This window comes from Bacteroidota bacterium, assembly GCA_008933805.1.
In the GTDB taxonomy this organism is placed as follows: domain Bacteria; phylum Bacteroidota; class Bacteroidia; order UBA8524; family UBA8524; genus SB11.
On record WBUH01000001.1, the window covers coordinates 211,620 to 237,608 of the forward strand.

The 25,989-nt window shown below is 41.6% G+C and carries 26 protein-coding genes and 1 tRNA gene; 12 read left to right on the plus strand and 15 right to left on the minus strand.

Going from position 1 to position 25,989, the window contains the following annotated elements:
• Positions 1 to 27 precede the first annotated feature (27 nt).
• Positions 28 to 1,053 carry an endonuclease/exonuclease/phosphatase family protein gene (locus tag F9K23_01080; GenBank protein KAB2918761.1) on the minus strand — a complete coding sequence of 342 codons (1,026 nt, stop codon included), beginning with the start codon at positions 1,051 to 1,053 and terminating at the stop codon, positions 28 to 30.
• 135 nt (positions 1,054 to 1,188) lie between these two features.
• Between F9K23_01080 and glmM the strand changes: the two genes are divergently transcribed.
• Positions 1,189 to 2,574: a phosphoglucosamine mutase gene (gene glmM / locus F9K23_01085; GenBank protein KAB2918762.1), complete on the plus strand. Its 1,386-nt coding sequence runs from the start codon at positions 1,189 to 1,191 to the stop codon at positions 2,572 to 2,574.
• Positions 2,575 to 2,626: 52 nt separating this feature from the next.
• Positions 2,627 to 3,730, plus strand: coding sequence for a redox-regulated ATPase YchF (gene ychF, locus F9K23_01090; GenBank protein KAB2918763.1), 1,104 nt, complete (start codon positions 2,627 to 2,629; stop codon positions 3,728 to 3,730).
• A gap of 74 nt (positions 3,731 to 3,804) precedes the next feature.
• Here the strand turns inward: ychF and F9K23_01095 are convergent, their stop codons facing one another.
• Positions 3,805 to 4,428, minus strand: a complete 624-nt coding sequence (locus F9K23_01095; GenBank protein ID KAB2918764.1) for a carbonic anhydrase — start codon at positions 4,426 to 4,428, stop codon at positions 3,805 to 3,807.
• 22 nt (positions 4,429 to 4,450) lie between these two features.
• Positions 4,451 to 5,347 (minus strand): hypothetical protein, encoded by an 897-nt coding sequence (locus tag F9K23_01100; protein ID KAB2918765.1) that lies wholly within the window; start codon positions 5,345 to 5,347, stop codon positions 4,451 to 4,453.
• A gap of 111 nt (positions 5,348 to 5,458) precedes the next feature.
• On the opposite strand from F9K23_01100, the gene F9K23_01105 reads away from it, so the two are divergent.
• Positions 5,459 to 6,139: a TetR/AcrR family transcriptional regulator gene (locus F9K23_01105; GenBank protein ID KAB2918766.1), complete on the plus strand. Its 681-nt coding sequence runs from the start codon at positions 5,459 to 5,461 to the stop codon at positions 6,137 to 6,139.
• Between the two features lie 22 nt (positions 6,140 to 6,161).
• Here the strand turns inward: F9K23_01105 and F9K23_01110 are convergent, their stop codons facing one another.
• Both F9K23_01110 and F9K23_01115 read right to left on the minus strand, forming a co-directional pair.
• Positions 6,162 to 7,223 carry an FAD-binding oxidoreductase gene (locus tag F9K23_01110; protein KAB2918767.1) on the minus strand — a complete coding sequence of 354 codons (1,062 nt, stop codon included), beginning with the start codon at positions 7,221 to 7,223 and terminating at the stop codon, positions 6,162 to 6,164.
• Positions 7,220 to 7,654 (minus strand): hypothetical protein, encoded by a 435-nt coding sequence (locus F9K23_01115; GenBank protein ID KAB2918768.1) that lies wholly within the window; start codon positions 7,652 to 7,654, stop codon positions 7,220 to 7,222. The genes F9K23_01110 and F9K23_01115 overlap by 4 nt, the downstream gene beginning before the upstream one ends.
• Before the next feature lie 171 nt (positions 7,655 to 7,825).
• On the opposite strand from F9K23_01115, the gene F9K23_01120 reads away from it, so the two are divergent.
• Complete coding sequence (locus F9K23_01120) at positions 7,826 to 8,185, plus strand: hypothetical protein (protein ID KAB2918769.1); 360 nt, start codon at positions 7,826 to 7,828, stop codon at positions 8,183 to 8,185.
• A 4-nt stretch (positions 8,186 to 8,189) separates the two neighbouring features.
• Here the strand turns inward: F9K23_01120 and F9K23_01125 are convergent, their stop codons facing one another.
• The gene (locus tag F9K23_01125) at positions 8,190 to 10,151 is read right to left on the minus strand and encodes a sensor histidine kinase (GenBank protein ID KAB2918770.1); all 1,962 of its coding nucleotides are present in this window, start codon (positions 10,149 to 10,151) and stop codon (positions 8,190 to 8,192) included.
• Between the two features lie 189 nt (positions 10,152 to 10,340).
• On the opposite strand from F9K23_01125, the gene F9K23_01130 reads away from it, so the two are divergent.
• Positions 10,341 to 11,390 (plus strand): hypothetical protein, encoded by a 1,050-nt coding sequence (locus F9K23_01130; protein ID KAB2918771.1) that lies wholly within the window; start codon positions 10,341 to 10,343, stop codon positions 11,388 to 11,390.
• A gap of 6 nt (positions 11,391 to 11,396) precedes the next feature.
• On the opposite strand, the gene F9K23_01135 is transcribed toward F9K23_01130, so the two are convergent.
• Positions 11,397 to 11,801 carry a (deoxy)nucleoside triphosphate pyrophosphohydrolase gene (locus F9K23_01135; GenBank protein KAB2918772.1) on the minus strand — a complete coding sequence of 135 codons (405 nt, stop codon included), beginning with the start codon at positions 11,799 to 11,801 and terminating at the stop codon, positions 11,397 to 11,399.
• Positions 11,802 to 11,986: 185 nt separating this feature from the next.
• Positions 11,987 to 12,430 carry a hypothetical protein gene (locus tag F9K23_01140; GenBank protein KAB2918773.1) on the minus strand — a complete coding sequence of 148 codons (444 nt, stop codon included), beginning with the start codon at positions 12,428 to 12,430 and terminating at the stop codon, positions 11,987 to 11,989.
• Positions 12,431 to 12,596: 166 nt separating this feature from the next.
• Between F9K23_01140 and F9K23_01145 the strand changes: the two genes are divergently transcribed.
• Positions 12,597 to 12,878, plus strand: coding sequence for a hypothetical protein (locus F9K23_01145; protein ID KAB2918774.1), 282 nt, complete (start codon positions 12,597 to 12,599; stop codon positions 12,876 to 12,878).
• 178 nt (positions 12,879 to 13,056) lie between these two features.
• Here F9K23_01145 and F9K23_01150 read toward each other — a convergent pair whose 3' ends face one another.
• The 4 genes from F9K23_01150 to F9K23_01165 all read right to left on the minus strand — a co-directional run bounded on the left by F9K23_01150 (position 13,057) and on the right by F9K23_01165 (position 17,464).
• Positions 13,057 to 13,716, minus strand: coding sequence for a peptidylprolyl isomerase (locus F9K23_01150; GenBank protein ID KAB2918775.1), 660 nt, complete (start codon positions 13,714 to 13,716; stop codon positions 13,057 to 13,059).
• A 52-nt stretch (positions 13,717 to 13,768) separates the two neighbouring features.
• Positions 13,769 to 16,033, minus strand: coding sequence for a PAS domain S-box protein (locus tag F9K23_01155; protein ID KAB2918776.1), 2,265 nt, complete (start codon positions 16,031 to 16,033; stop codon positions 13,769 to 13,771).
• Between the two features lie 149 nt (positions 16,034 to 16,182).
• Positions 16,183 to 16,255: transfer RNA gene (locus tag F9K23_01160), tRNA-Lys, on the minus strand.
• 90 nt (positions 16,256 to 16,345) lie between these two features.
• Positions 16,346 to 17,464, minus strand: a complete 1,119-nt coding sequence (locus tag F9K23_01165; protein KAB2918777.1) for a GNAT family N-acetyltransferase — start codon at positions 17,462 to 17,464, stop codon at positions 16,346 to 16,348.
• A 73-nt stretch (positions 17,465 to 17,537) separates the two neighbouring features.
• Here F9K23_01165 and F9K23_01170 point away from each other — a divergent pair, with 73 nt between their 5' ends.
• The 6 genes from F9K23_01170 (at position 17,538) to F9K23_01195 (ending at position 22,917) form a co-directional block, all read left to right on the plus strand.
• On the plus strand, positions 17,538 to 18,113 hold the full coding sequence (locus F9K23_01170) for a redoxin domain-containing protein (GenBank protein KAB2918778.1): 576 nt from the start codon (positions 17,538 to 17,540) through the stop codon (positions 18,111 to 18,113).
• A 68-nt stretch (positions 18,114 to 18,181) separates the two neighbouring features.
• Positions 18,182 to 18,994 (plus strand): SDR family oxidoreductase, encoded by an 813-nt coding sequence (locus F9K23_01175; protein ID KAB2918779.1) that lies wholly within the window; start codon positions 18,182 to 18,184, stop codon positions 18,992 to 18,994.
• Positions 18,995 to 19,115: 121 nt separating this feature from the next.
• Positions 19,116 to 19,517: a hypothetical protein gene (locus tag F9K23_01180; protein ID KAB2918780.1), complete on the plus strand. Its 402-nt coding sequence runs from the start codon at positions 19,116 to 19,118 to the stop codon at positions 19,515 to 19,517.
• Positions 19,518 to 19,643: 126 nt separating this feature from the next.
• Entirely contained in the window at positions 19,644 to 21,431 is a 1,788-nt protein-coding gene (locus F9K23_01185; protein ID KAB2918781.1) for an arginine--tRNA ligase, read from the plus strand.
• Between the two features lie 98 nt (positions 21,432 to 21,529).
• Positions 21,530 to 22,231, plus strand: coding sequence for a DUF1003 domain-containing protein (locus tag F9K23_01190; GenBank protein KAB2918782.1), 702 nt, complete (start codon positions 21,530 to 21,532; stop codon positions 22,229 to 22,231).
• Positions 22,228 to 22,917 (plus strand): NAD-dependent deacylase, encoded by a 690-nt coding sequence (locus F9K23_01195; protein ID KAB2918783.1) that lies wholly within the window; start codon positions 22,228 to 22,230, stop codon positions 22,915 to 22,917. Before F9K23_01190 ends, F9K23_01195 begins: the two co-directional genes overlap by 4 nt.
• Position 22,918: 1 nt before the next feature.
• Here the strand turns inward: F9K23_01195 and F9K23_01200 are convergent, their stop codons facing one another.
• From F9K23_01200 to F9K23_01210, 3 genes are read right to left on the minus strand one after another with little or no spacing between them, the layout of a single operon-like run.
• Positions 22,919 to 24,052: a c-type cytochrome gene (locus F9K23_01200; GenBank protein ID KAB2918784.1), complete on the minus strand. Its 1,134-nt coding sequence runs from the start codon at positions 24,050 to 24,052 to the stop codon at positions 22,919 to 22,921.
• A gap of 50 nt (positions 24,053 to 24,102) precedes the next feature.
• A complete protein-coding gene (locus F9K23_01205; protein KAB2918785.1) occupies positions 24,103 to 25,245 on the minus strand; it encodes a c-type cytochrome in 1,143 nt (380 codons plus the stop codon).
• The gene (locus F9K23_01210) at positions 25,242 to 25,967 is read right to left on the minus strand and encodes a hypothetical protein (protein ID KAB2918786.1); all 726 of its coding nucleotides are present in this window, start codon (positions 25,965 to 25,967) and stop codon (positions 25,242 to 25,244) included. Before F9K23_01210 ends, F9K23_01205 begins: the two co-directional genes overlap by 4 nt.
• Between the last annotated feature and the right edge of the window lie 22 nt (positions 25,968 to 25,989).

Genomic DNA, 25,989 nt, shown 5'->3' on the forward strand with positions numbered 1-25,989 from the left:
TCTGAATACTTTGCTAAATTACAAACTCTACTTTTTTACTGATAAATAAATATACACAGGGAAATGGTCGCTGTATCCGCCCAGATATTTTTTACCACCAAAAGTACGCATAGGAGAGCCTAAATATTTAGGTTCGGTTTGTTTCATCCAATCTTCGGCAAAAATAGTGGCGCTTTCTTTTACGTATTGCAAGCCATTGTTGCCTACATACAAATCTGAGTTTACTATTATTTGGTCAAGCATATTCCACTCTTCACGGTATTTGTATGAACCCAGCCCTTTGTTTTTTAATGGATACATTAGGTTAAACAGTGATTTTGGCTTCTCTTTCACTTCAGGATCTCGTGCGCCTATCACCTCTTTTATGCTGCTATCAGCGGGCTCATCGTTAAAATCACCCATAATTATAATGTTCTCTTTTTTATCAGCGGCATATAATGAGTCAGCGGCATGGCGCACCACTTTGGCTGCTGCTATGCGTTTATACTCTGATTTTTCACGCCCTTCAGACCTTGAGGGGAAATGGCATACCAAAAACGTCATGCTTTTTTCTTCCAACTCGGTTTGTACCATTAAAACATCGCGGGTAACGGGTACACTATCGGGTAAGTCAACACGCAATGTGGTAAAGCTAATCCAAGGCAATACGTCTTCTTTGTATATCAACGCCACATCAATACCCCTTGCATCGCGCATATCCTGCATCACAATACCGTAGTGCATTTTTTTAAGTGCGGGGGTGTTTATCAAATCTTTCACTACCCTGCTGTTTTCAATCTCACACAAACCCAGTATGTCAGGGCCTTTGCCATTGTTCATCGTGCTGATAACCTTGGCAAGGTTGGCTAGTTTGTTTTGGTAGCGTTCGTTTGTCCATTCGTTTTCGCCCGTTGGGGTAAACTCTTCGTCTTTAATGGTTTTATCATCCAATGTATCAAACAGGTTTTCAACATTGTAAAAAGCAACCATGTAGTTACCGTCAGCGTTTTGGCCCCATGTGGCAATACTAACCAGCACAAAAAATACGGTGGCGAATAGCGGATAAAACTTCATAAAAATTATTGGCGTTTAATGTTCTACAAAACGCGAAAATACAAGCCCTGCACTTATGGTGTATGTTAAATTTTAAAACACAAAAAACACGGGCAGGTTACGCAGGCTTTTAGTACCTTTGCAAACTTTTAATTTATGACCTTAATAAAATCTATTTCAGGAATAAGGGGGACGATAGGAGGCAAAGCAGGCGATGGCTTAACTCCGGGTGATGTTGTGAAGTTTACTGCTGCGTATGCAACTTGGCTAAAAACAAAAACCGATAACAGGAAGGTTGTAATTGGTCGTGATGCGCGTATATCGGGCGAGATGGTGAACCACCTTGTGGTGGGAACCTTGCTTGGGCTGGGTTTTGATGTTTTGGATTTGGGATTAAGCACCACACCTACGGTTGAGATTGCTGTACCCGATGAAAATGCTGCAGGTGGTATTATACTTACTGCCAGCCACAACCCTAAGCAGTGGAACGCATTGAAATTGCTGAATGAGAAGGGTGAATTTATATCTGCCGAAGATGGTGCCGAATTACTTGCTATTGCTGAAGAAGCAGCGATTGAGTATGCCACGGTGGATGATATTGGTTCATATAGTAAAGACGACACGTACATTGATAAGCATATAGAAAAAATACTTGCCCTGCCGCTGGTAGATGTAAAAGCCATTAAAGCTAAAAACTTTAAAATAGTGGTGGATGCTGTAAACAGCACCGGCGGTATTGCAGTGCCTAAGTTGCTACACGCTTTGGGTGTGAAGGAGGTAATAGAAATATTCTGTACCCCTGACGGTAAGTTTCCGCACAACCCTGAGCCTTTGCCCGAGCATTTGAGTGCTATTTGCGGTGAGGTGAAGTTTCATAAAGCTGACTTGGGTATTGTTGTTGACCCTGATGTTGACCGCCTTGCATTGGTAAGCGAAGACGGCAGCACTTTTGGCGAAGAATATACCTTGGTGGCTGTGGCTGATTACGTGCTTAAAAGCGTTAAAGGCAATACGGTATCAAACCTTTCATCATCGCGTGCGTTGCGTGATGTGACCGAGAAGCACGGCGGTAAATACTTTGCGAGTGCTGTAGGTGAGGTGAACGTGGTGAAGATAATGAAGGAAGAAAACGCTGTAATTGGCGGTGAGGGTAACGGAGGTATTATATATCCTGAGTTGCACTACGGCCGTGATGCGTTGGTGGGTATAGCCCTATTCCTTTCACACCTTGCCAAGTTTGATAAAATGGCTTCGATACTACGCAATACCTATCCTGATTATCACATCTCTAAAAATAAAATCCAGTTGACGGATGATATTGATTTGGATGCTGTGATGAAAAAGGTGCGCGAGAAATACAAAGCACAACCTGTGAACTTGATTGACGGGTTGAAAATTGAATTTGATAACGAGTGGGTTCACCTTCGTAAATCAAATACAGAGCCTATCATCCGTATATATTCTGAAAGCCAAAGCGAAAACACTGCAAACGCGCTGGCACAGAAGATTATGAACGATATTAAAGAGATTTTGAAGGCGTAATAATTTCAAACTCACAAGTAACAGATACTATAAAATAACAGATAACTGAACGATGGCATTACAATGCGGTATAGTTGGGCTACCCAACGTAGGTAAATCAACCCTTTTTAATTGCTTGAGCAATGCAAAGGCGCAGGCAGCAAACTTTCCTTTTTGTACTATAGAGCCTAACGTGGGTGTGATTACAGTACCCGATGAAAGGTTAAATGAACTTGCAAAGTTGGTAGACCCGCAGCGCATTGTTCCTACAACGGTAGAGATTGTTGACATTGCAGGTCTTGTAAAAGGTGCCAGCAAAGGCGAGGGACTGGGAAACCAGTTTTTGGGCAACATCCGTACTACCGATGCTATTATACACGTGGTGCGCTGCTTTGATGATGACAACGTGATACACGTTGACGGCAGTGTTGACCCCGTGCGCGATAAAGAAATTATTGATACTGAGCTGCAACTGAAAGACCTTGATACCGTTGACAAACGATTGGCTAAAGTTGCTAAACAAGCCAAAACAGGCGGCGACCCATTGGCGAAGAAAGAAGCTGATTTATTGGAACGTATCAAAGAGGTGTTGGAGCAAGGAAAATCAGCAAGGGTGGTTGAGCCTCAAAACGAAGACGAGAAGCGTTTGTTGAAAGAGTTTCAACTACTAACCAGCAAGCCGATATTGTATGTGTGCAATGTGGATGAAGGCAGTGTTGTAAACGGAAACCATCATACTGAACGCTTTAAAGCATCCGTAGCTGAAGAAAGAGCTGAGGTTTTGATTATCAGTGCTGCCATAGAGGCTGATATTGCCCAGCTTGAAAGCTTTGATGACCGTATGGCGTTTTTGAACGATTTAGGCTTGCAAGAATCAGGTGTGGCTAAGTTGATTAAAGCCGCCTATCGCTTGTTGGATTTGATTACCTACTTTACTGCCGGTGTGCAAGAAGTGCGTGCTTGGACAATTACCGAGCACACCAAAGCACCCCAAGCAGCAGCTGTAATACATACCGATTTTGAAAAAGGGTTTATCCGCGCGGAGGTGATACACTACCAAGATTACATTACACTGGGCAGTGAAGCTGCTTGCCGTGATGCCGGTAAACTAAACGTTGAGGGTAAAGAATATGTAGTGCAAGACGGAGACGTGATGCACTTTAGGTTTAACGTGTAATCGTTATCCAATATCGTATAAAAGAAAAGGACGGCCATTGGCCGTCCTTTTGTATTTCTATGTAAAGTAAAGTATTATTCAAAAAAGGTTACCCTGCCGTCTTCAATATCATGCAGGCCGCCTATAATTTTTATTTTCCCCTCTTTTTCCATGTTAGCCAGTATCGGGCTCTCTTTACGGATGCGTTCAATCGTGTGGTGAACATTTAGTTCGGTTACGTTGGTCACAAACTCTTTGTTGCTGCCGGTACGGTTTTCAGTGCTTTTAGTTTCCATATCAATAGCGGGTTGCACCTTTTTTAGCAAGGTGGTAAGGTTGCCCATTTCAACATGGTTGCATGCACCGATAATAGCACCGCACTTAGAGTGGCCTAGTACAACAATTAACTTTGAACCGGCTACGTTGGTAGCAAACTCCATGCTGCCCAAAATATCATCGTTCAAAATGTTTCCGGCAATCCTGATGCTAAACACATCCCCTAAGCCTTGGTCAAATATCAGTTCCACCGACGTGCGAGAGTCGATGCAGCTTAATATTGTGGCAAAAGGGTACTGTCCGTCAGAAGTTTCGTTTACTTGTTGAAGCAGGTTACGGTTGGCTTTTAAGTTTTTTACAAACCTGTCGTTACCTTCCTTCAAAAACTCAATGGCCATGTCCGGCGTCAGTTTAGCTTGTGTTTCTTTAGAGTGTGTTCTCATTGTATTACTAAATATTAAGGGGTTACATACTGTAAAAACTTTCAGGCTTTAGGGGTTGGGGTACATTTTCCTCGCCAATAAGCTGAAGTATATTTATCTCTATCGTTCTTGATATAGTACTCATTGCTGTATCCGTCGGTTTGTTTTCAAACGGGTCTTGCATGTATGTGGCACTACGTTCTAACAAAAAGAAACCAACCGATATTACCAACAGAATCAGTATTTCAAAATGTAAGGGAACATCTTTTAAAGATATTGAAAGAAACACAACAAATATGTAAATAATGAAGTGCAGGAAAATGCGGTACGTTACCGGAAATACAGTGTTCTTTATCCTTTCTGCACCTCCCATAGCGTCGCAAAGGCGCACCAGTGTACTATCCAGTTGCAATTGGGCAAATAGTTCAAGTTTGTTATGTTGTTTCAATCGGCTCAAATCCTCCCTGTGTTGCTGCATTAATGCCAAGGGTTTGTTGTTGTGCTTGTTGAGGTAAGCAAAATCGTCTTCGTTCAAAAATTTCTGAAGTCCCACTTGGGGCATATTATAACCGCGCAGTGATTGTGAGAGCGCGTAGCACCAAGCTATTTGCCTAAGTGCCATTTTTTTGATTGTTTCCTTTTCGTCAGTATTCACCAGCGATTGCAATTGCATTACAAAACTGCGCGAATCGTTTACGATACTACCCCATAATTTGCGGGCTTCCCACCATCGGTCATACGATTGATTAAGCTTAAACGACAGCAGTATAGAGATGGCCGTACCCATTATGGCAGTGATTGCCAAAGGAATGTCAGGTAAGGCTTCTATATAGTGTTTTTTGAGCAGCGAAACCGTTGTTGCTAATGCTATAACAAACAACGCCTCGTACTTAACCTTGTGTACTACATAAAGTACCGGTATGTTTTTGTTTAAAAGCATAAGTATTTCGTTTTTGAACAAATACTATACCAAATAATAGTATTACTATCATTTTTGATTGCTTTATTTTGATATTAGAAGTTACCTTTGTAATGTAAAAGTTAGTTTGTAATGGAGTTTCATGTTAGCTTTAAGTTGAATGAGCATATCTATTTGAAAGACCCTGAAAGCAGTGAGTTGGGTAGGCAGATAGTGAAACATGGCATTGATTTAATTTATGAACTGGGCTTTGAAAACTTTACGTTTAAGAAGCTGGCGGCTGCTATAAAAACTACCGAAGCAACCGTTTACCGGTACTTTGAAAACAAGCACAGGTTGCTGCTTTATATTCTTAACTGGTATTGGAGTTACTTGGATTATATAGTGAATTACCAGATAACAAATGTGGCGGGAACGTCTGAAAAGCTATCGCTGATAATAAAACTACTTACCCACGAATTGCCTGCCAGCGTGGGACCACTTGACTATAACAAAAAGTACCTGAATGAGATTGTGATTGCTGAAAGCAGTAAGGTGTATTTAGTAAAAGAGGTGAACGAGATAAACAAAGGGCAGGTGTTTAAACCTTATAAAGAACTTTGTGCTACCATTGCAGCCGCTATAACGGCATATAACCCCGATTATAAATTTCCGCGTTCGCTAAGCAGCACGTTGATAGAGGCATCGCATCAGCAGCAATTTTTTATGGAACATTTGCCAAAACTCACCGATGCAGGCGAAGGGGAACGTGAGACATTTGCAGCCTCGTTTTTAACCGATTTGATTTTTAAGACATTAAACGCTTCTAAGTAAGGATAACTTAGGCCGACTGTTTTTATACAGTTTGGGTAAATCGTTTGGCATCTACCTCAATATCTAACTCACCGTTTTCGAAAAGGTAATCGGCAAATTGATTTGCAAAAAACGGTGCCAACATTACCCCGCGCGAACCTAACCCGTTAAAAACTCCAATTTGCGGATGTTGATGGTGTAGACCCACCACCGGACGGCGGCCTACCACAGCGGGTCTAACGGCGGCTTTGTGTTCAATAATGGTGTAAGGTACGTTTATCAGTTCGTTTAACTTTTCAATCAACTCAGTCTTTGCAGGTTCTGTGATTGTATTCTCCAAATCACCCCAACGATAGGTTGAGCCTACTTTATACAAGTTATTCCCAAGGGGAACAATAAACACCCCTTTGTTTACTATGGCTTCGTTTTCGGGGAGTTGTGCTTCAATCACAAATACTTCGCCTTTGGCCGGTGAAAACGGAATGTGATTCCACCAAGGGTTAAAACGCGCATACAGCCCTTCGCAAAAAATAATCTTATCGGCACTGTTGCCCTTGTATTCAACACTACCAGCCTTCAATTCTAATGCGTTGTAGTCAAAGGTATCGGGCAAGTACCCGCCTAAGCTTTCAAAATACTGTGCTGATGAGGCTAAGTAAGTATTTACGTTTACGTTGCCGCAATCAAGTATCGGGGCTGAACCGTGGGGAGCATTGTATGCTTGTGTATCTATGCCTGTAAATATTTCAGGGGAAAGAAATTGCTCCACATCGGGGTTGTGTAGTTTGCCGCGCCAATGGTTCACATCCCCCTCGTTTGAGAATACCTTGTAATATGGGCGGGGATGAAAAAAACTGGCCTCTAAACGTTGCTCAATAACGGGATAAAAAGTTTTGTTAAACGCCAGTAGGGTAGGGGCGATGTAGCTTTGGGTATATTTCTTAAACACCACAGGATTCCAAACTCCTGCCGCAACTTTTGATGAAGTGATTTCACGGGGTTCATCAATTACCAGTACGGTTTTGCCCCGTTGCAAAAAAATATGGGCAAGGGTGGTACCAGCCAACCCTTGCCCAACAATTATAAAATCGAAATTTCTTATCAAGAGAAGCTAAGTGTGGGAGCCGATGATAAATCAAGCGAAAAAGGTTTGTTTTCAGTTTTGGTTTCAACCTCTTCTGTTGTGTCCTCTTCCTCTTCTTCAAGCTCGGTTTTATCCAGCATATCCAACTTCATTGGTTCAGGCTCAGGTTGTTTGGCTACCGGTGCCGGTGCAGCAGGAGCAGTGCGTTTGGCTGCTTTCGCTTGGTTTTGTACTTGGTCGGTTACACCCACTATTTCCAGTTTGGCTTCACGGGCAAAAATACCAAAGCCTATCGCTTTCTTAATCTCTGTAATCTGAAGTGTTACTTCAAACTCTTCAACGGTAAAAGGCTTATCCTTCACACTAAACTCAATTTTATTATCTAAGCAATAATCAAATATGGTTTGAATGTTTTTACGCTTAATCAATACAACGGGCAATTCGTGGTTCATGTTTACAATAATTAAAGGGTAACAAAAATAACCCCCTTGGTCCTAAAAAAGGTGGTGTAAAGCCAGCACTTTTTCACAAGATAATAACAGGGCTATGGATAAGTTTTTTGATGACCGATATCATTTTTTGCAGGAATGCCGTTGCCGAAATTTGGTTAAATTTTTAACCCGATGGAAACCATAAACATATCAGCAGAATACCCTACTTTGTTTATCAATCACCAAAATCTGCAAAGCCAGAAAGCCGAGGCTTATGTGAAAACCAAATACCATTTTGTGAACGTGGTAGATGTGGTGCAGCATAAAGTAACGCCTTTGCAATGGATTGAGATTTCTCAAAAATGCGGGGTTGCTTTGGGTGATTTGTTTGACCGTACCAATGCACTGTATCAGGAAAAGGTGCACCACACTTCTAATTTTGATGAGAATGATTTGGCCCGTATGCTGTCTGAAAATCCTTCGATGATACGAACGCCATTTGTAGTAAAGGATGGTGAATTGAAGTTTTACGAAAGCGCTACCGATTTATAAGGACTTAAATTGCGGACGTTTTAAACACGGGCAGGGTGATGGTAAACTCAGTCCCCTTACCTTTTTTGCTTTGTACGCTGATAGAGCCGTTGTTTTTCTCTACAAAGTCTTTGCATATCACCAGTCCTAATCCTGTGCCGGTTTCTCCATCGGTGCCCATCACTGATTTGTTTTTACCGGCCTCAAAAATCGATGGAAGTTTTTCGGGGTCAATACCCAGTCCGCTATCGCTAACCCATACACTCACGGTATTGGTCTCGATGTTCTTCTTTCCCCCGATTGTGATTTTTCCGCCCACCAGTGTAAACTTCAAAGCGTTTGAGATAAGGTTGCGTATCACCGTGCTAATCATTGTGCCGTCAGCATCGGCAAGCAATCCTTCGGGTACTTGGTTTAAAACAATAATGTCTTTTGCTTTCGCCTTTAGGTAATACAATTTGATATTAGACTCGGTAATTGCGTGTAAATCAATCTTGTCTTTTAAAAACGCGGTATCGCCGTATTGAGCTTTTGCCCACAACAGTAAATTATCCAGCAGGTTAAACGATTGTTTTGAGGCATCTTTAAGCATTGCAATGGTTTCATCGTTTCTCAGTCCCTCTTCATGTCCCATCATTTCGGCAAGTTGGCTCACATTGGCAAGTGGGCCCCGCAAGTCGTGGGCAATCACACTAAAAATCTTGTCTTTAGTTTTATTCATTTCCTCCAGTTGCCCTTTTTGCGACTCAAGGGTTTTGCGTTGCTCGTCTATTTCCTTAGTACGCTCTTCAACCCTCAGGCTCAATAAGGCATTTTGCTGGGTTGCCAGTTCGCGGTTCTCGCGCATGCTGTCATAGCTTTGTTTCAGTGCGTTTTCTTTCTCAGTCCTTAAAATGTTAATCCTGTCGGCTAATGCTAAGGATAACAACACCATATCCATGGCAGAGCCTATTTGCCATGCGTGTGAAAGGTAGTAGGTATATGGTACTGCGCCTACACGTTGTAAAATGGTGATTATACCGCCAATAAGGAAGAACGTCCACGCAAGCATGAAAAACCTTGCAGATTTGAACCCACTGCTGTACGAAATGTAACCGGCTATGAGCATAATACAGCTACCTGCAAATACAAGTGCTTGCACTAGGTAGTTGGCTATTGTGTGAAAGCCCAACCAGTCGAGAGGAAAAACCAACAGGTTGATAACTACCATAACTTTTAATACCCGGTCAACCTTAGGCAATCGGGTTTCAAGTTGCAAAAACACCATTGCAAACAGGGTTGAAAAAATGCCCAATGCAAAAAACGACGGCTCATAAATATTAATCCAAGGAGTATGGGGCCATGCTAATAAAAACAGGTAACCGCCAATGTGTAAGGTGATAATGGCAGTGGCTATGATGTGAAGGATGTAATACAGGTACACCTTGTCTCGCAACGAAAACCAAAGGAAAAAGGTGTATAGAATAATAAGGATGGCAAAACCAATGTACGTACCCTGTATAAGATTTTCAGTCAACCGGTCGGCGTGTAGCGTGTTGTATGATTTAAGGATAACAGGCAATACAATGCTGTATGAGCCTTTTACTCTTAAGTAGTAATCGTAGGTTCCTTTTAATAGTTTAAATTTAGGAAGATTTCCTTCTAAGTCACGTGTATTGATGCTACTTAGTGAGCCGGCATGCTTTTTTGCTACCGGTTTTCCGGATTCATCAAAAATGTACAGCTCAATGGTATCCATCATGGGATAGCCCAATTGAAGGAATACGGCATCGTCGGTACTTACAAATATTTTTGCTTTAAGCCATATTGCCGATTTTGTTCCTGAAAAGGAAGGCACCTCATGTAAGTTGCGTTTAAACAATAAGGGGGTAGCGGCAATATGCTCAATAGGCATATTACCCGAAACGTCTTCGAACAATTGCATCCGAGGACCAAGAAGATCCCCTTCTGTTTTATCGTCAAAAACAATTACCGATTGTGCTTGCACAGCTATGCTTGCAAACCAAACTAAGAGTAGTGTGTATAAAAACCTTGCCGACAAGGAGTAAACTTATCTTAAACACAAAAATATAATTTTTGAATGCAAGAACACACTAAATGGATTATTGTAACCGCTTTATTATTTTAACAATCACACTTGCACTACAAATGGTTTTATGAGTTATATTATCGGCGTATGATTAAACGTGTTGTTTTAACTGCTGTTATGGCTATGTGCAGCCTTGCTGTATTTGCTCAGGATTTCTCGCTGCAAATGCTGCATTCATCAATACCTACCAACTTACGTGGGTTATGCCCCGTGGATGATAGTGTAGTTTGGGTGAGCGGCAGCAACGGCCATGTAGGCAAAAGCACCAACGGTGGGGCATCGTGGAAATGGATGCGGCCCGACGGATTACCCAAAGCTGATTTTAGAGATGTAGAAGCTTTTGATGAAGACAGAGCTGTGATAATGGCAGCCGGATTTCCCGCAGCGATTTTGTACACCAATAACGGAGGCGAAAGCTGGACGGAGGTTTTTAGAAGTAACGATAGCGCCGTGTTTTTAGATGCAATGGATTTTTGGAATGAAGACGAGGGGGTGTGTATCGGCGATTGGATTGATGGAAAACCTTATACCCTGTATACCAACAATGGTGGCAAAACATGGCAATTGATGGGGGATACTAAATTTAAACCTTTGACAGAGAAAACAGCAAGCTTTGCGGCCAGCGGCACTTGTGTTCGTGCATACGAAGTTGATAAAAATAAAGGGTTCGTACAGGCTATATCCTCGGGTACAAAGCACGGTTTATTGGTAGCTGATTTTGATAGTAAAAGCAAGCTGTTTGAATATGAGTTTAAAGTAGCCCCTTACGAAGCGTCGTCTCCCTCTCAGGGGATTTTTTCATTGTGTATAAACCCAGATACAACCATTTGGGTTGTAGGAGGCGACTATGCACAACCAACGCTGGGTTATTTTGCAGTAATGAAAAAAAATGAAACTTTTTTCAAGCCCGAAAGTAATGTTTCAGGCTACCGCAGTTGCGTTGAAGCATTTAACTATGATAATGAACCCATGATAATTGCTTGTGGCAGTAACGGTGCTGATATTACAACGCTTAAACAGGCAACATGGAAAACCATTAGCCAAGTACCTTTAAACACAGCAATAAAAACAAAAAAGGGGAACACTGTTTTTTTAACAGGTCAGCAGGGTACTATTTACAAGTTGGTGGCTAAATAAGAAGGGTTACTTAACCCTAATGGCAATAAACTTAAGATAGTTTTCTATAACCTTCAAATCAGCAGGTGCCCAATCAAGCGTGTGTAAATCTTCGGGGGCAAGCCATGCAAAATCATGGTGTTCAACAAGTGTAAACTCGCCGCCTGTCATTTCACACACAAAAGGTATTAATCTGATAATCCGTTCAGGATAGGGTTGGTCGCAGGGTTCAAGTTCGTCGTATATGGCTACGGTTATGTTCAACTCTTCCTCAAGTTCACGTAGCAAACAATCGTGGTAGCTTTCGCCCGGTTCTACTTTTCCTCCCGGAAATTCCCATTTATAGGTAAGCGACATGTGCGCGCCACGTTGCACGGCAAGCACTTTGCCTTCGTGTTCAATAATTGCGCATGTAACGTCTACTACTACCATAAAACCGGCGCAATGATAGTGTTTTAATTGCTAAGCAGGTACACGGCAAGGTCTATTATTTGTAATAATTCTGCATGATGTTGTTTTACAGAATAATAGGTTGAAAAAGGAAGTGTTAAGGTAAGAGGGTAAGAATACAGCAACCGCGGACTTTAACTCAGTTTACAATCAGGTTGGTATGATAGTTAGATTTTATACTTATCCATGTTTTTGATAAAGATATCATAATAGGCCAATCGGCTTTGCAGCAAACGGTTCACCTCTGTCATATCTTTAAACAGTGAGTTAAACAACTCTTTGGCAGGGATAGTAATGGTTTCATCATCAGCAGGCACATTGCCGTAAGCGGGTTCAGGTTCATGCACCATGGCAGTACCCCAATCGATAGATGTAAGTGCGTCGGGCTCTTTAAACATGTTTCCCTCACCAAAGTGCCACCAATTGCGGTCAATCTCCGGAAATGCAGTGGGTACCATGGTTATCAAATCGCCCGTCATTTGGGTTTTGTTCTCGATGTAGTTTCTAAGCGAACGGTCGGTAACGCAATTGTCTAGTCGCTCAAGTAAATCTTTATAGCCCAGTCCCAATACCTGTTTTATAATCCCCAAGCGTGTTCCGTATGTATTCATAAAGCAAATGTTGAAATTTTTTACCGAAAAATTTTTAAAATAAGAAAATAAATTCCATTTTTGAAAAAACCTTCATACAAATATAAACCTATCGGGCAAACACAGAAAGGGATATAATACCCAATTGGCTAAAGAGGAGCGAAAGCAACAATAGCAAAGGGGTGGGATGAATAAAATACTATTGACTATGGAATTGCAGTACTTTAAGAAGACTGAAACAACAGCAAGCAACGATGAGATAATTACTTATTACGTAACAGGCGGCAAACAAAGTACGGTGCTGATGATGAACCGTGATGAACCTGTGCGGTATATTATTTCCTATTTGCCGGGTACTATTGATGTAACCGCCGAAATGAAAAAGATTACACAAGGAGAATTTTTGGCAGCAGCTACACGCAGTAATAATGCCGTATGCTGGTATGTTGACGGTGTGAACGGAATATAGAAATTAACAAAACTCCATTTACCAAGTGATAGATTAATAGTATATATAGTAGATGCATTTGGTTTGATAATTGCAAGGGCGCACAACCCTTAACCCCGTAGCCAGAAGGGATTTTGGCTACGGGGATTTTTATTAATAAGGGTTAAGGTAATGCGTTTGTTTAGGGTGAAGCCGTGTATTATTTAGCTTCAAAATTAAACTCAGTGCGAAGTTGAGCGCGGGTTTTTGTTACCACATTCACATCCATTCTAATATCAGTAAGCGGGCGGTCGCTGGCGTTTCTTGGTTTGCCTACGATGGTAGTTGCTACAGGCATACCGCTTATTATTTGCCCGAAAACAGTATAGTTATTATCCAAAAACGAAGTTCCGGCGGTATTCACAACAATATAAAACTGTGAGCCGCTAGATTCTTTTAGCGGGTTAACACCGTCAGGTTGGCGGGCAGCACCCACAGCACCGTAAACATGTTTTAATGAGCTTTTTATTTCGGCAGGTATGTTATAGCCCGGGCCACCGGTACCGTCGTTATTAGGGTCACTGTCTTTACTGTTTGGGTCGCCGCCTTGTATCACAAAGTTGGGTACAATACGGTGAAAAGTAATGCTGTCAAAAAAGCCTGAATCGGCAAGGGCTAAATAGTTTGCCTTGTGCAGTGGTGTTTCGTTATACAGCCACATGTACATAGTGCCATAGGCTGTTTTAATTTCGAGGATTTTTTCGGTGGTATCGTTGTTTGATGGATTAGGAGTAGGGTTTGTGTTTTTGTCGTCCTCCTTACAGCTGTTATAAAACAAGGCTGTGATTGCCAGTAAGCCTATGAGTAATGTTTTTTTCATAGGTGAAAGATATAAAAATTATTAGCTAAAACAGATTGAAAATAAACCGCAATTAAGAATCGTGAGTCAACTCTATGGTGAAGCAAGAGCCTATTCCCAGCTCGCTTTTAATGTCTAAAGTACCGTTTAGCATCTCAACCAATGTTTGTATCATAAACAGCCCCATATTATTTCCGTCGCGGTTAGAAACAAATTTTTTACTAAGCTTATAAACGTGGTCCTTATATTTTTCAAGGTCAATACCGCCGCTATTATCCGTGTAGGTAATTACTGTTTTTCCGTCTTTGTGTTCTGATGTGATGGCTATCAGGGGTTGTGAATTTGTGTTGTTGTATTTGATACTGTTAAGAATAAGCTGCTGAAAAATGTTGAATACATGAGATTTAACTGCAGTTATAGTGGGCACATTATCAAACCGGCAAGTAATTATGGCATCGCTTTTATCGATGTATTGTGCAATGTGCTTTTTCACATCCGTTACCAGCGATTCTAACTCGATTAATGCTTTAGGTTCATTATTCTGATCTTTTAGGTTGAGAACATTTATCAGTTCTGTTATTACCACATCAAGGTTTTTTGAAGATGTACGCAGACCGTTAACAGCAAACTTTACATCTTCTAATGATGAGTCATCAGTTAGAATATCAATTAATCCAAGTATAGATGACAAAGGCCCTCTGATACTATGCGACATAATTTGGGTAAATTCTTCCAAATCTCTGTTGCGCTGTATAAGGTCTTTTATCAGGTTTTGCTTTTCGTCTTCCAGTTTTTTCAGCTTGGTAATATCATACGCTGATAAACACACTCCAATAATGGTGTTGCTGTTAATTACCGGTGTGATGTTGATGTTATAAAAAGCCGCGTCGCTTTTGTAATTATATTGGGCTTCGTACTCAATACTTTTTTTATCGTTAATTACTTGTAGCAGGGTTTTTCTCGCTTCAGAACGTCGTTCAGGCGGCAACATTGCAATAAAATTACCATGAACAGAGAGTTTAATATTTGTCTCTTCAGCAAACCCCGTAAGCATTCTGTTGTTATAGGCCAATAAATTAAACTCCTTATCCATCAATAAGTACCCTACTTCAGTACTTTGAAACAGTGATTTTAAGTTGGCTTCGGATGTTGAAAGCTGCTGCTGATTGTAGGTTTTTGTAAAATGAATGGTAATAAGGTTTGCAACAGCTTCAATCAATATCTGTTCTTCATTTAAAAAAACAGGTTCGGCTCCATCACGGTCTTCGGTATATACTACGTCAATAAATCCTTCGGTGCCGTTATCCAAATTTATCGCCGCAGTTTGTTTTATGGGAGAGTCGCTATAATTAGCACTTAAATATTCTTTACCGTTAAAAACTATTTTGGCTCCGCAAATTTCAGGGTATTGCCAGCCGTAGGGCAGCAATGTTGCTATTTTCTGCAGTACACCGTCAGTGGTTATGCCCTCATCTTGTAATACGTTCCTTACCTGATAAATGGTTGAAAGTTCTTTAATGCGTTCTTTTAGCTGATGGATTGCAGTTTCACGCTCAGTAATATTGGCGTAATTAAGCACAATGGCGTTCACGTTTTTATCGTGTAGCAGGTTTCTGTATGTGCCTTCAATCCATACGTAAGAGCCGTCCTTTCTTCTCAGTTTGTGTTTTTTTGAAACTATGTTGCCCGGTATGCTGATGTTTTTGATGAAATCATCGTTATCAACCTGCCTGTATTGAGGATGTATCACATCAATACCATTAATGCTTTGTATTTCTTGTAATGTATATCCGCTTATTTTTTCGGCTGACGGAGTTTGGTAGAGCACTTTCCCCTCCATGTCCATCAGTACTATTGCATCTAAGCTGGTTTCTATCAGGGTTCTGAAATAGTTTTCACTGGCTTCAAGCGCAAGGTTTTTTCTTTCAATTTCATGCCTTGTTTCTTCTAATGCAATAGCCTTACGTTTGGCATCGTCAATATTAGTTGCGGTGAGTGCAATGCCCAGCAATTGTTTGTTTTCATCATACACCGGGTTTACTTTGTATTGAAACCAAATTGATACATCGCCGGCAGCCGTTTCCCGCTCAGTTAAAATAGTTTCGCCATTTACGGCTTTTTCAAAAGACTCAAGGTAAAGAGGCTTTAGCGGCTCGATAACAAAATACCTGTAATCGTCACCTTCGTTCAGTTCTTTTCCGAAGTATAGTTTTAGATTGTCTTTAATGATGTTGTTAAAACACACAACTTTATGGTGAGTATTGATAAGCACAATACTGTCCGTCATATTATCAAGAATAGCTTTGAATAATACCCTAAGGTGTTGCTCTTGATCCATATAAGTTGATTAGTTACCCAAATATACTTAAAAAACTTTGTGTGAATATTTTACGAGCTAATTCTGTTTTAGTTTTTTTGGGGATTGCAGAAGGCAGTAAAATAAAAAACCCTTCAGAAATTCTGAAGGGTTTACTTTCCTTTTTTTTGTGATCCCGCTGGGACTCGAACCCAGGACCTATACATTAAAAGTGTACCGCTCTACCAGCTGAGCTACGGAATCGTATCCGTTTTTCTTAAAAGGACTGCAAAGATAGGTTTTTGATGTTAGAATGCAACTTATTGTGTGAAAAAATTTCTTATTTCCTCAAAATCAAAACATTATTCTGTAGGTGTAATGTACTTTAGTTCGTGTTGCCCCCAAACTATGGAGCATACTATGCATTTTTGGATTGAAATCACCAATCCATGCCATCTCAACATTAGTTACCTCGGGGTGGTTTTGTATTGCATCGTAAAACTTCATAATCATACCTGTGTCCAGTCCCAAGTTATGGTACTTGGGTATAATACCGTATGCTATACCTCTTACGCGGTTTATCTTTTGCGTTTTTAGGTAGTACATAAACTTTAGCTTGGCCCAAAGATTAAACTTGCCGTTAAGGTGTTTAAAAATCTGGTTTACATCAATCAGGTTCACATAAAAAGCTGCAGGCTCTCCGTCAGCATAGGCAAACCAAATAATATCTTCAACCACAATGGGCATAAATTCCTCAATCAGTTGGCGGGTACGTTCTAAGGTAAGCGGTGAAAAACCTTCGTGGTGCTGCCATGCAAGGTTATATATGTGCATAAAATCGGCAGCAAAACGCTCTTTGTCTTTTTTCTTAAAATGCTCAAAAGTGTATTTGGGGTTACCAAGAATGCGGCTTCCCAATTTGTTAAAGCGCTCAAAATTAAAGGCTCCCCGTTCAAGGTCGCTGGTACTTTGTTCTATAATTTTTTTAAAGCCGTAGTTTTCAAACAGTGCTTGGTAGTAATGCGGGTTGTAGTTTTCCTGATAGCTGGGGTTTTTAAATCCTTCAACCATCAGGCCCCAAAACTTATCACGTTCTCCAAAGTTAATCGGGCCATCCATTCCCTCAACACCCTCTTGTTGCAGCCATTTTTTGCAAGCATCAAAAAGAGCCTGCGCGGCGTGCACATCATAAATGCACTCAAAAAATCCCATTCCGCCTATTCGTTTGCCATCGGTAAGGGAGTTTCTTGTGTAAAAGGCGGCCACTCGGCCAATAAGTTGCCCGTTATTATTTTCTAACACCCACCTGCGGGCATCACCGTCGGCAAAATAAGCATTTACTTTAGGGTCAAAAACCCTCTCAATATCAACGTCTAACGGGCATATCCAATTAGGGTCGTTTTTGTAAGGCACCTTGCCTGCCTCAATAAACATCCGCTCGGTAAACTTGTTGTCAACTACAGTCAGCTTCATCTTTTTTTGCTTGTTTCTCTATATTTATCCTATAAAACAAGATATTTGCAAAGGTCAACTAAATTCAATACACATGCTGCAAATTGGTGATAAAATGCCCGACTTTAATCTATTGGGCGTTTGGGGCAAAATGAGAAACAATTACGAGTATGCCGATAAATATGCATTGGCAATTATTTTTACTTGTAATAGCAACAAGTACTCACAGGCATACAGCGAGCGTTTGATTAAGCTGTTTGACCAATACGAGGAAGACAACTTTGCTATTATTGGTATTAACAGCAACGATGATAGCCAATCGCCCGAAGACACCATGGAAATGATGGTGAAAGCGGCCTACCACTACAAATTGCATGAGCGTAATTTTTTATATGTAAAAGATGACACGCAAGAGGTGGCCAAAACCTTCGGTGCCAGTTACAATCCTGAAGTATTTCTGTTCAACTCTAAACGCGAACTAGTGTATAAGGGGGCTATTGATGATGCTTGGGAAAACGAAACCGTAGTAACCCAAGCATATCTTGAAGATGCTGTTGAGTATTGCCTTGACGGTATTGATGTTGATTTTCCTGAAGTGCCCGTTACATTTGGCGAGCCCATTATTTGGAAGCCCGGCAACGAGCCTGAATACGCAAAAATGAAATCTTAACTTGCTGTTAGCCTTTGGCAATTAGTGTTTTGCTAAAGGCCAAAAGCAAATAGCTAATAACAATTCAACTGAACTCCAACGGTTTCACAAACAAAGTAGTAATTATTACCGGTGCTTCGTCGGGTATTGGTGCTGCTTGTGCGCTTGAGTTTGATGCTCAGGGAGCAAAGGTAGTGCTGGCTGCACGCAATGCCGATAAATTACAAGAAGTAGCAAGCCGACTAAAAAACCAATATCTGGTTGTACAAGCCGATGTTTCGGTTGAGGCCGATTGTAAACGGTTGATAGATGAAACGGTGGCCGCTTTTGGTAAGGTGGATGTGCTTGTAAACAATGCGGGGATAACCATGCGCGCCTTGTTTAACGATGCTGAGTTGGATGTAATACGCCGCCTGATGGACATTAATTTTTGGGGCACAGTGTATTGTACAAAATTTGCCTTGCCGCACTTACTTAAAACCAAAGGCAGTGTGATTGGAGTATCATCGATAGCAGGGTTTAAGGGATTACCCGGACGCACGGGATATTCAGCCTCAAAATTTGCCATGCAGGGCTTTTTAGAGTCGCTGCGTATAGAAAACCACAAAACCGGCTTGCACGTCCTGATAGCCTGCCCGGGTTACACGGCCAGCAACATACGCAATGTGGGCTTAAATAAAGACGGCAAAGCGCAAGGCGAAAGCCCCTTTGACGAAAGCAAGCTAATGAGTGCCGAAGAGGTAGCCGCGCACATTGCCCGTGCCACCCGAAAGCGCAAAAAGTATCTCGTACTTACACCATTGGGCAAACTTACCGTTTGGCTCAACCGCTTCTTTCCGTCGTACATAGATGGAATGGTGTATAATAGTGTGGCTAAGGAGAAAGACTCGCCGTTTAAGTAGTTCAGTCATTTTAAAAATTCAGCGATTCAACTTTTATTCTTCTAGATTGACCTTCGTCGATAATATCTTTTTATAAAGAACTGATTGGTTTACATTTGGTTACACTATTAATCTATCTATCATGAAAAAAACTATCTTATTCTTTGTAATCCTGTTAGGATTTATTGCCGCCAGCACAACTGTTAGTGCCCAATGTGCAAATGCCAGAGTGCATAATCGTACCGCATACGATATGTATGTAACTATCTACGACCAGTGCGGTCAAAATACAGGTGCAGTTCTTGTGCCCGCAAACACACCGGTTGTTATCCCTATGCCGAGTGCCACTTGTGCAATGCTGTCAGGAAACATTTTTTATCCTACAATACCTTTTCCAGGCAACCCATGTTCAGGGAATCACCCGATATGCCCGCCATCAAGTAGTCCCTGTACCATTTGTAGTGGTTTTAGCCCTAAAACAGTCACAACAACTGTAACACCTCTTCTTCCTTCGGGCTGTGAATATGATATAGATATTATCTAAATCAGTTTAGAAACATATTAAAATGCCTAAGGGCAGAGACCGACTTAATGGTCTCTGCCCTTTTTCATTATAAAACATCAAAAAAATCCCCATCGTCCCGCCTTGCTCAATATCTTTGCAGCAGCCATGAGTATTGAGCACGTATTACAGCAAAACATTTCAAAAGCCATTGAAGCCCTTTACGGCGCAGCCGTTGAAGTGGCAAGTATAAAGTTGGAAACCACCAACGCCGATTTTGAGGGCGATTACACCTTTGTGGTGTTTCCTTACTTGCGAACCAGCAAAAAGAATCCTGAACAAACCGCTACTGATATTGGTGGTTTTTTGAAGGGAAATTGTGCTGAAGTGGGTGACTTTAACGTAGTAAAAGGCTTTTTGAACCTTGTAATCAGTCAAAGCTACTGGTTAAACACATTTTACAGCACGGTGGTTCCCAATGCTGATTTTGGTCGCACCACTGCGGGCAAAGGTCATAAGGTGATGGTTGAGTATTCATCGCCCAATACCAACAAACCCCTGCATTTAGGCCACATACGTAATAACCTGTTGGGTTATAGCGTGAGCCAGATATTAGAATTTAACGGCTACGAGGTGGTGAAAGCCAACCTGATAAACGACCGTGGCATACACATTTGCAAAAGTATGCTGGCATGGCAAAAGTTTGGCAACGGCGAAACCCCACAAAGCAGCGGCCTGAAAGGTGACCATTTGGTGGGCAAGTATTATGTGGAGTTTGATAAGCACTACAAGGCTGAAATAAACGAATTAAGAGCTTCGGGCAAGAAGGAAGAAGAGGCTGAAAAAACAGCACCTTTGATTTTAGAAGCCCAAGAAATGCTGCGCAAGTGGGAGGCAGGGGATGAGGAGGTGATGAACCTTTGGAAAACCATGAATGGTTGGGTGTATGAAGGGTTTGATGCCACCTACAAGCGGTTGGGAGTTAGCTTTAATAAGTTTTATTACGAAAGCCAAACCTATTTGCTGGGCAAAGAAATAGTACAGGAAGGTTTAGACAAAGGCGTGTTTTACCGCCAAGAAGATAGCAGTGTGTGGATTGACCTTACCGCCGAGAATTTGGATAAAAAGCTACTGTTGCGTAGGGACGGTACTTCGGTGTACATGACACAAGATTTGGGTACTGCCGATAAAAAGTACGAAGAATACGGCTGCGATAAATCAGTATATGTGGTGGGCAATGAGCAGGATTACCATTTTAAGGTGTTGTTCTCTATCCTTAAAAAGATGGGTAAAAGCTATGCCGACGGCTTGTTTCATTTGAGTTACGGGATGGTGGATTTGCCCAGCGGTAAAATGAAATCGCGCGAGGGTACGGTAGTAGATGCTGACGATTTGATGGACGAAATGCACAGCACCGCCCGCGAGCTTACGATGGAGTTGGGCAAGATAGAAGGCTTTAATGCAGAGGAACAAACTGAGTTGTTTGAAACTTTGGGATTAGGAGCGCTGAAATATTTCTTATTGCGTGTTGACCCTGTGAAACGCTTACTTTTCGACCCTAAAGAAAGTATTGATTTTGCAGGAAATACAGGGCCTTTTATACAATACACCCATGCCCGTATTTGCTCGTTGTTAAAGAATATCGAGGAGAGCGGATTCAAAACGGGTACTGATATGCCCGCTACTATATTGCCCCACGAGCGGGATATGATTGTGTGGTTGGCTCAATTCCCCAAAGCGGTGGAAGATGCAGGCCGCGATTATAACCCAGCCCTAATTGCTTCTTATACCTACGAGTTAGCAAAATTATATAACCGTTTCTACCACGATTCACCCGTGAACAAAGAACCTGATGCAGTGCTTAAATCGTTCCGTGTGTTGCTTACCCAAGCCACCGGCCGTGTGTTAAAACAGGGCTTGCGCTTGCTGGGTATCAAAGCCCCCGAAAGGATGTAGGCAGCGTATAGTTGCTGCTACTGCGTTACTGTTTCTGTGTTATTTTCGTTTGGCTTCCTTGTAAATCGCTACCTTTATAGGGTATTAATTTAATCGTTATGCCAACTACTCAACATGGCACCTGTGTTGTTTGCAAAAAGCAATACCCTGTATCACAGTTACACCCTTATTTTTTAGTCAGAAATAACTTAACAAACCTTATCTGTGCTGATTTTCCCAGCTTTGGTCAAGGTGATTTTATTTGTGCGGATGACTTAAACGCCTACCGTTCTAAATACATTGCCCAATTGTTGAAGGGCGAGGGGGAATCATTAAACCAGTTTGAAGAGGAGATACTGGACAATCTTAAAAAGGAAGAGTTGTATGTGCAGAAGCTATACGATGAGTACGACCGACAACTAACCTATTGGGATAAACTAGCCGATAGAATTGCCAGCTTTGGCGGTAGTTGGAAGTTTATCAGCATTTTTGGCGGCTTTATATTGCTGTGGATAGCTATTAATATTTTTTTGCTCACACAAGATGCCTTCGATCCTTATCCGTTTATATTGTTAAACCTTATTTTGTCTTGTTTGGCAGCCATACAAGCTCCGGTGATAATGATGAGCCAAAACCGTATGGAGGAGCGCGACCGTATGCGTGCCGAAAACGATTTTAAAATAAACATGAAGGCCGAGATTGAGATAAAGATATTGCACGAAAAGATGGACCACTTGATTACAAATCAATGGCAAAAGCTGTTGGAGATACAGCAAATACAAATTGAATTGATGGAAGAAATGCGTAAAAAGCAGAAATGAAAAAGAAACTGGTAGTGCTTACCGGCGCGGGTATGAGTGCCGAAAGCGGAATAAAAACATTTAGAGACAGCGACGGTTTGTGGGAAAACCACGATGTGATGGAAGTAGCAAGTATTGACGGTTGGCGTAAGAACCCGCAACTGGTGATGGAGTTTTATAACCAACGCCGCAAACAGTTGTTTGAGGTAGTACCCAATGCAGGGCATATAGGGCTTGCTGAACTGGAGCAGGATTTTGATGTACATATAATCACACAAAATGTAGATGACTTGCACGAACGTGCAGGCTCAACCAATATTATCCATTTGCACGGTGAATTAAAGAAAGTGCGCAGCATTATGGACGAGGAGTTGGTGTACACCCTTGACGGTTGGGAACTTAAAATGGGCGATACTGCCGAGGACGGTGCGCAACTTCGTCCGCACATTGTGTGGTTTGGCGAAGAAGTACCTATGATGGAGAATGCGGCAGTGATAACCTATGGCGCCGATATATTGGTGGTAATCGGTACATCGTTGCAGGTGTATCCTGCGGCGGGCTTGATGCATTATGCACCGGCTCATATTCCTAAATTTTTGATTGACCCTAAAGGTGAACCCGTAAACGGGGTTAAAAACCTAACCGTACTAAACAAAACAGCCACCGAAGGGGTGGCTGAATTGAAAATATTGTTGTCGGAACTGTAAATTATTGTTTAAACGGGTCAGCAAATTTGGGGTCTTTTACCATACTCTCGTCTGACATTGCCTTTAAGAAAGCAATCAAGTCTTTTTTATCATCTTCGGTAAGTTCCAAGGTTGGCATTCCGTGTTTGTTGCGCACTACTTGGCCGCCGTTGTTGTTGCCCCAGCCTCCAAATGGTTTTACTTCGCTTAATTGGCGCGAAACATTGGGGTGGTTCACCACTTCAGAGTTGTAGTGTTCAACTACTTCTTCAAGGGTGGCAAAACGTCCGTCGTGCATATAAGGAGCAGTAAAGGCAAGGTTACGAAGTTGTGGGGCTTTAAAGAAACCCTCGTCTTGCGAAGAGTTGGTAATACCCTTACGACCTTCGTCTTTATACTTGCTTTCAAGGCCGATGTTAAACACTTCAGGCATATACGAAAACGTATTATTAGCGTCTTTGTGGCATTCTTGGCAATGCAACTTGGTAAAGTACAAAGTACTACCTCGTTGTTGCTCAGGATTCAACGTGTGTGTACCCCTCATTGCCTTGTCATAAGGCGAGTTATTGGCGCGTATTGATATCAGGAAGCTGGCCAGTGCTTCGCTTATTTTGTTAACAGTAATCTTTTTACTGCCAAAAGCACTCTTAAACAATTCAGGGTAATAAGGTATTTCGGCAAGTTTGTTTTCAAGCACTTTAATATCCTCTAACCCCATTTCCTCGCGGTGTTTGATAGGCATCAACACCATGTCGGATAAGTTGTTGGCACGGGCATCCCAAAATAAATTGGCACCTGAAGTAAGGTTAAAAATAGGAGGGGTGTTTCGGGCACCAATTTCACCAATAAAACCTTCGCTAAAGCGTTTGTCGTCGGCAAAAGCTTTTTCTTGTTTGTGACAGCTGCCGCAGGATACCGCATTGTTAAACGATAAGTGCTTATCATAAAACAATACCCTACCCAAAGTAGCCTTATCATTAGTAACTTCAATACCTGTAAAAATCCCCGACAAGTTGCTGGTGTAATCAAATGAAGTAGCCGGAAGTTCAGGTTTTTCGTAAGGTAATTCAGTACGCTGTGTGTCGCGTTTACAGGCCGCTACCAAAAGCATCACCGATGCGGCCATTGCAGATAATTTTACGGTTACGTTTTTCATAATTTGGTTTTCAATATCGAATATACAATTAAAATACCTCTTACCCCCAATCAATAATTAAATGGGTCTGAATATTTTGAGTCGGTAAGCAGTTTGTTGTCCTTAAGTGCTTTTAAGAAAGCCACAAGGTCGGCCTTTTCATCGGGTGTAAGTTCAAGAGTTGGCATGCCAAATTGATTAAGCTTAGGCGATGAGGTGTTGTTATTGCCCCAGCCTCCGCTATTAGGGTCAACGATTCTTAGCTGAGGCGACACATTAGCATGGTCTACTACGCCTGAATTATAATGATCAACCACTTCTTCAAGCGTTGCAAAACGTCCGTCGTGCATATAAGGAGCTGTTACGGCAAGGTTGCGTAAAGGGGGGGCTTTAAAAAGACCTTCAGCTTCAGGAAAACTTACACGTTCGCCCATTCCCTTATCTGTGTAATTTTTTTCAAGTCCTATGTTAAACGAGGCGCTGTTGTAATAGGGCGCAGTAGCGGGACCATGGCAGGTTTGGCAATGTAGGCCGCTAAAAACTTCAAAGCCCTGTTTTTCTTGTGCATTTAGTGCATCAATGCCAATCTTTTCAAACAATGTGTTTTCAGAACGAATTGAAAGAATAAACTGCGTTAACGCTTCGCTAATACCTTTTGTGGTTACTTGCGATGAACCGAAAGCTTTGTTAAACAATTCGGCATAGTAAGGCACTTTGTTTAGCTTTGTCTCAAGCATTTCTATTTTTTCCATGCCCATTTCCACATTGTGGCGTATTGGCATCAGCACCATTTCACGCAAATCGTTGGCTCGGCTGTCCCAAAAAAAGTTACCACTTCCGGCAAGGTTAAATATTGGCGGTGCATTTCTTGTTCCTAATCCGGCTGCAAAGCCCGCGCTAAAACGGTTAGGGTCGGCAAAGGCGTTTTCTTGTTTATGGCAACTGCCGCATGATACCGCATTGTTTACCGACATGAACTTCTCATAGAACAATACCCTTCCCAGTGCAGCTACGTCGTTATTAATTGTTATTCTATTTCCTTGTCTGTCAAAGAAAAATACATGAGTAGTCCCTGATTCGTAATCAAAGGCAGATTGAGCTAGCAAAGGCGCTTTAAAACTTTCTTCATTTTTTGGAGCTTCCCGTTTACATGCAACGGCCAATAGCAAAGCCGATGCAAATAATGATGCCCATTTGATAGTGTTAGTTTTCATATCTTTATTATAAAATATACAGTTGTGGGAAATGAAAATGCAACGTCATTTTTTGCTGTGAAATCTGATGTGGTTAGCGAAGGATAGCGGCTGTCTTCGGCTGTTGTTTTTTCTTCGCTGTAAAAGTATAACAATGCCCCTTCAGCACTTAAGCTAAGCCTGCGGGTCATTATAAACTCTACTCCAAGCACAGGGCCTCCGCCAAATGCGATGTTTCTTGTAGTTATAGAGGATACTTGGTTAGGCGGTACAGGAGTAACAGTGGTTTTTGAAACTGATTTTTCGTACTGCCAGCGTATATCACCTCCTGCATAACCTATTAAACGTTTTGCCAAGGTAAATTGCCTTTCGTAACCTATGCGCAAGTAATAATTAAGCAAACTCGAATCCGGTAGGTTTGCGCTTGTTGTTGATGATTGTTTTTGTGAAAGAAATTTGATACCCAAACCGGCGCGCAATACATTGCTGCCACCCATTATATATTTATAGGTGAGCAGATAGGGATTATCTGCGGCAGTGGTAATAGTATTGAACGACAAAAATTCTTTCACAAAAGCAGTTGAGTTAATTCCTATTTGATGTTTTAGCTGTTGTTTAGCGGTGTCCTGCGCTGTAGTGCTTACAATTGCTGCAAAAACAATCAGTACCGCAATACATCCCCTTACTTGCAGCATTGCAAGTATAAAATTACTCGATTTTTTATGTAAGGCAATGTTTTTCAATGTATTTCGTCGAAAATATTGT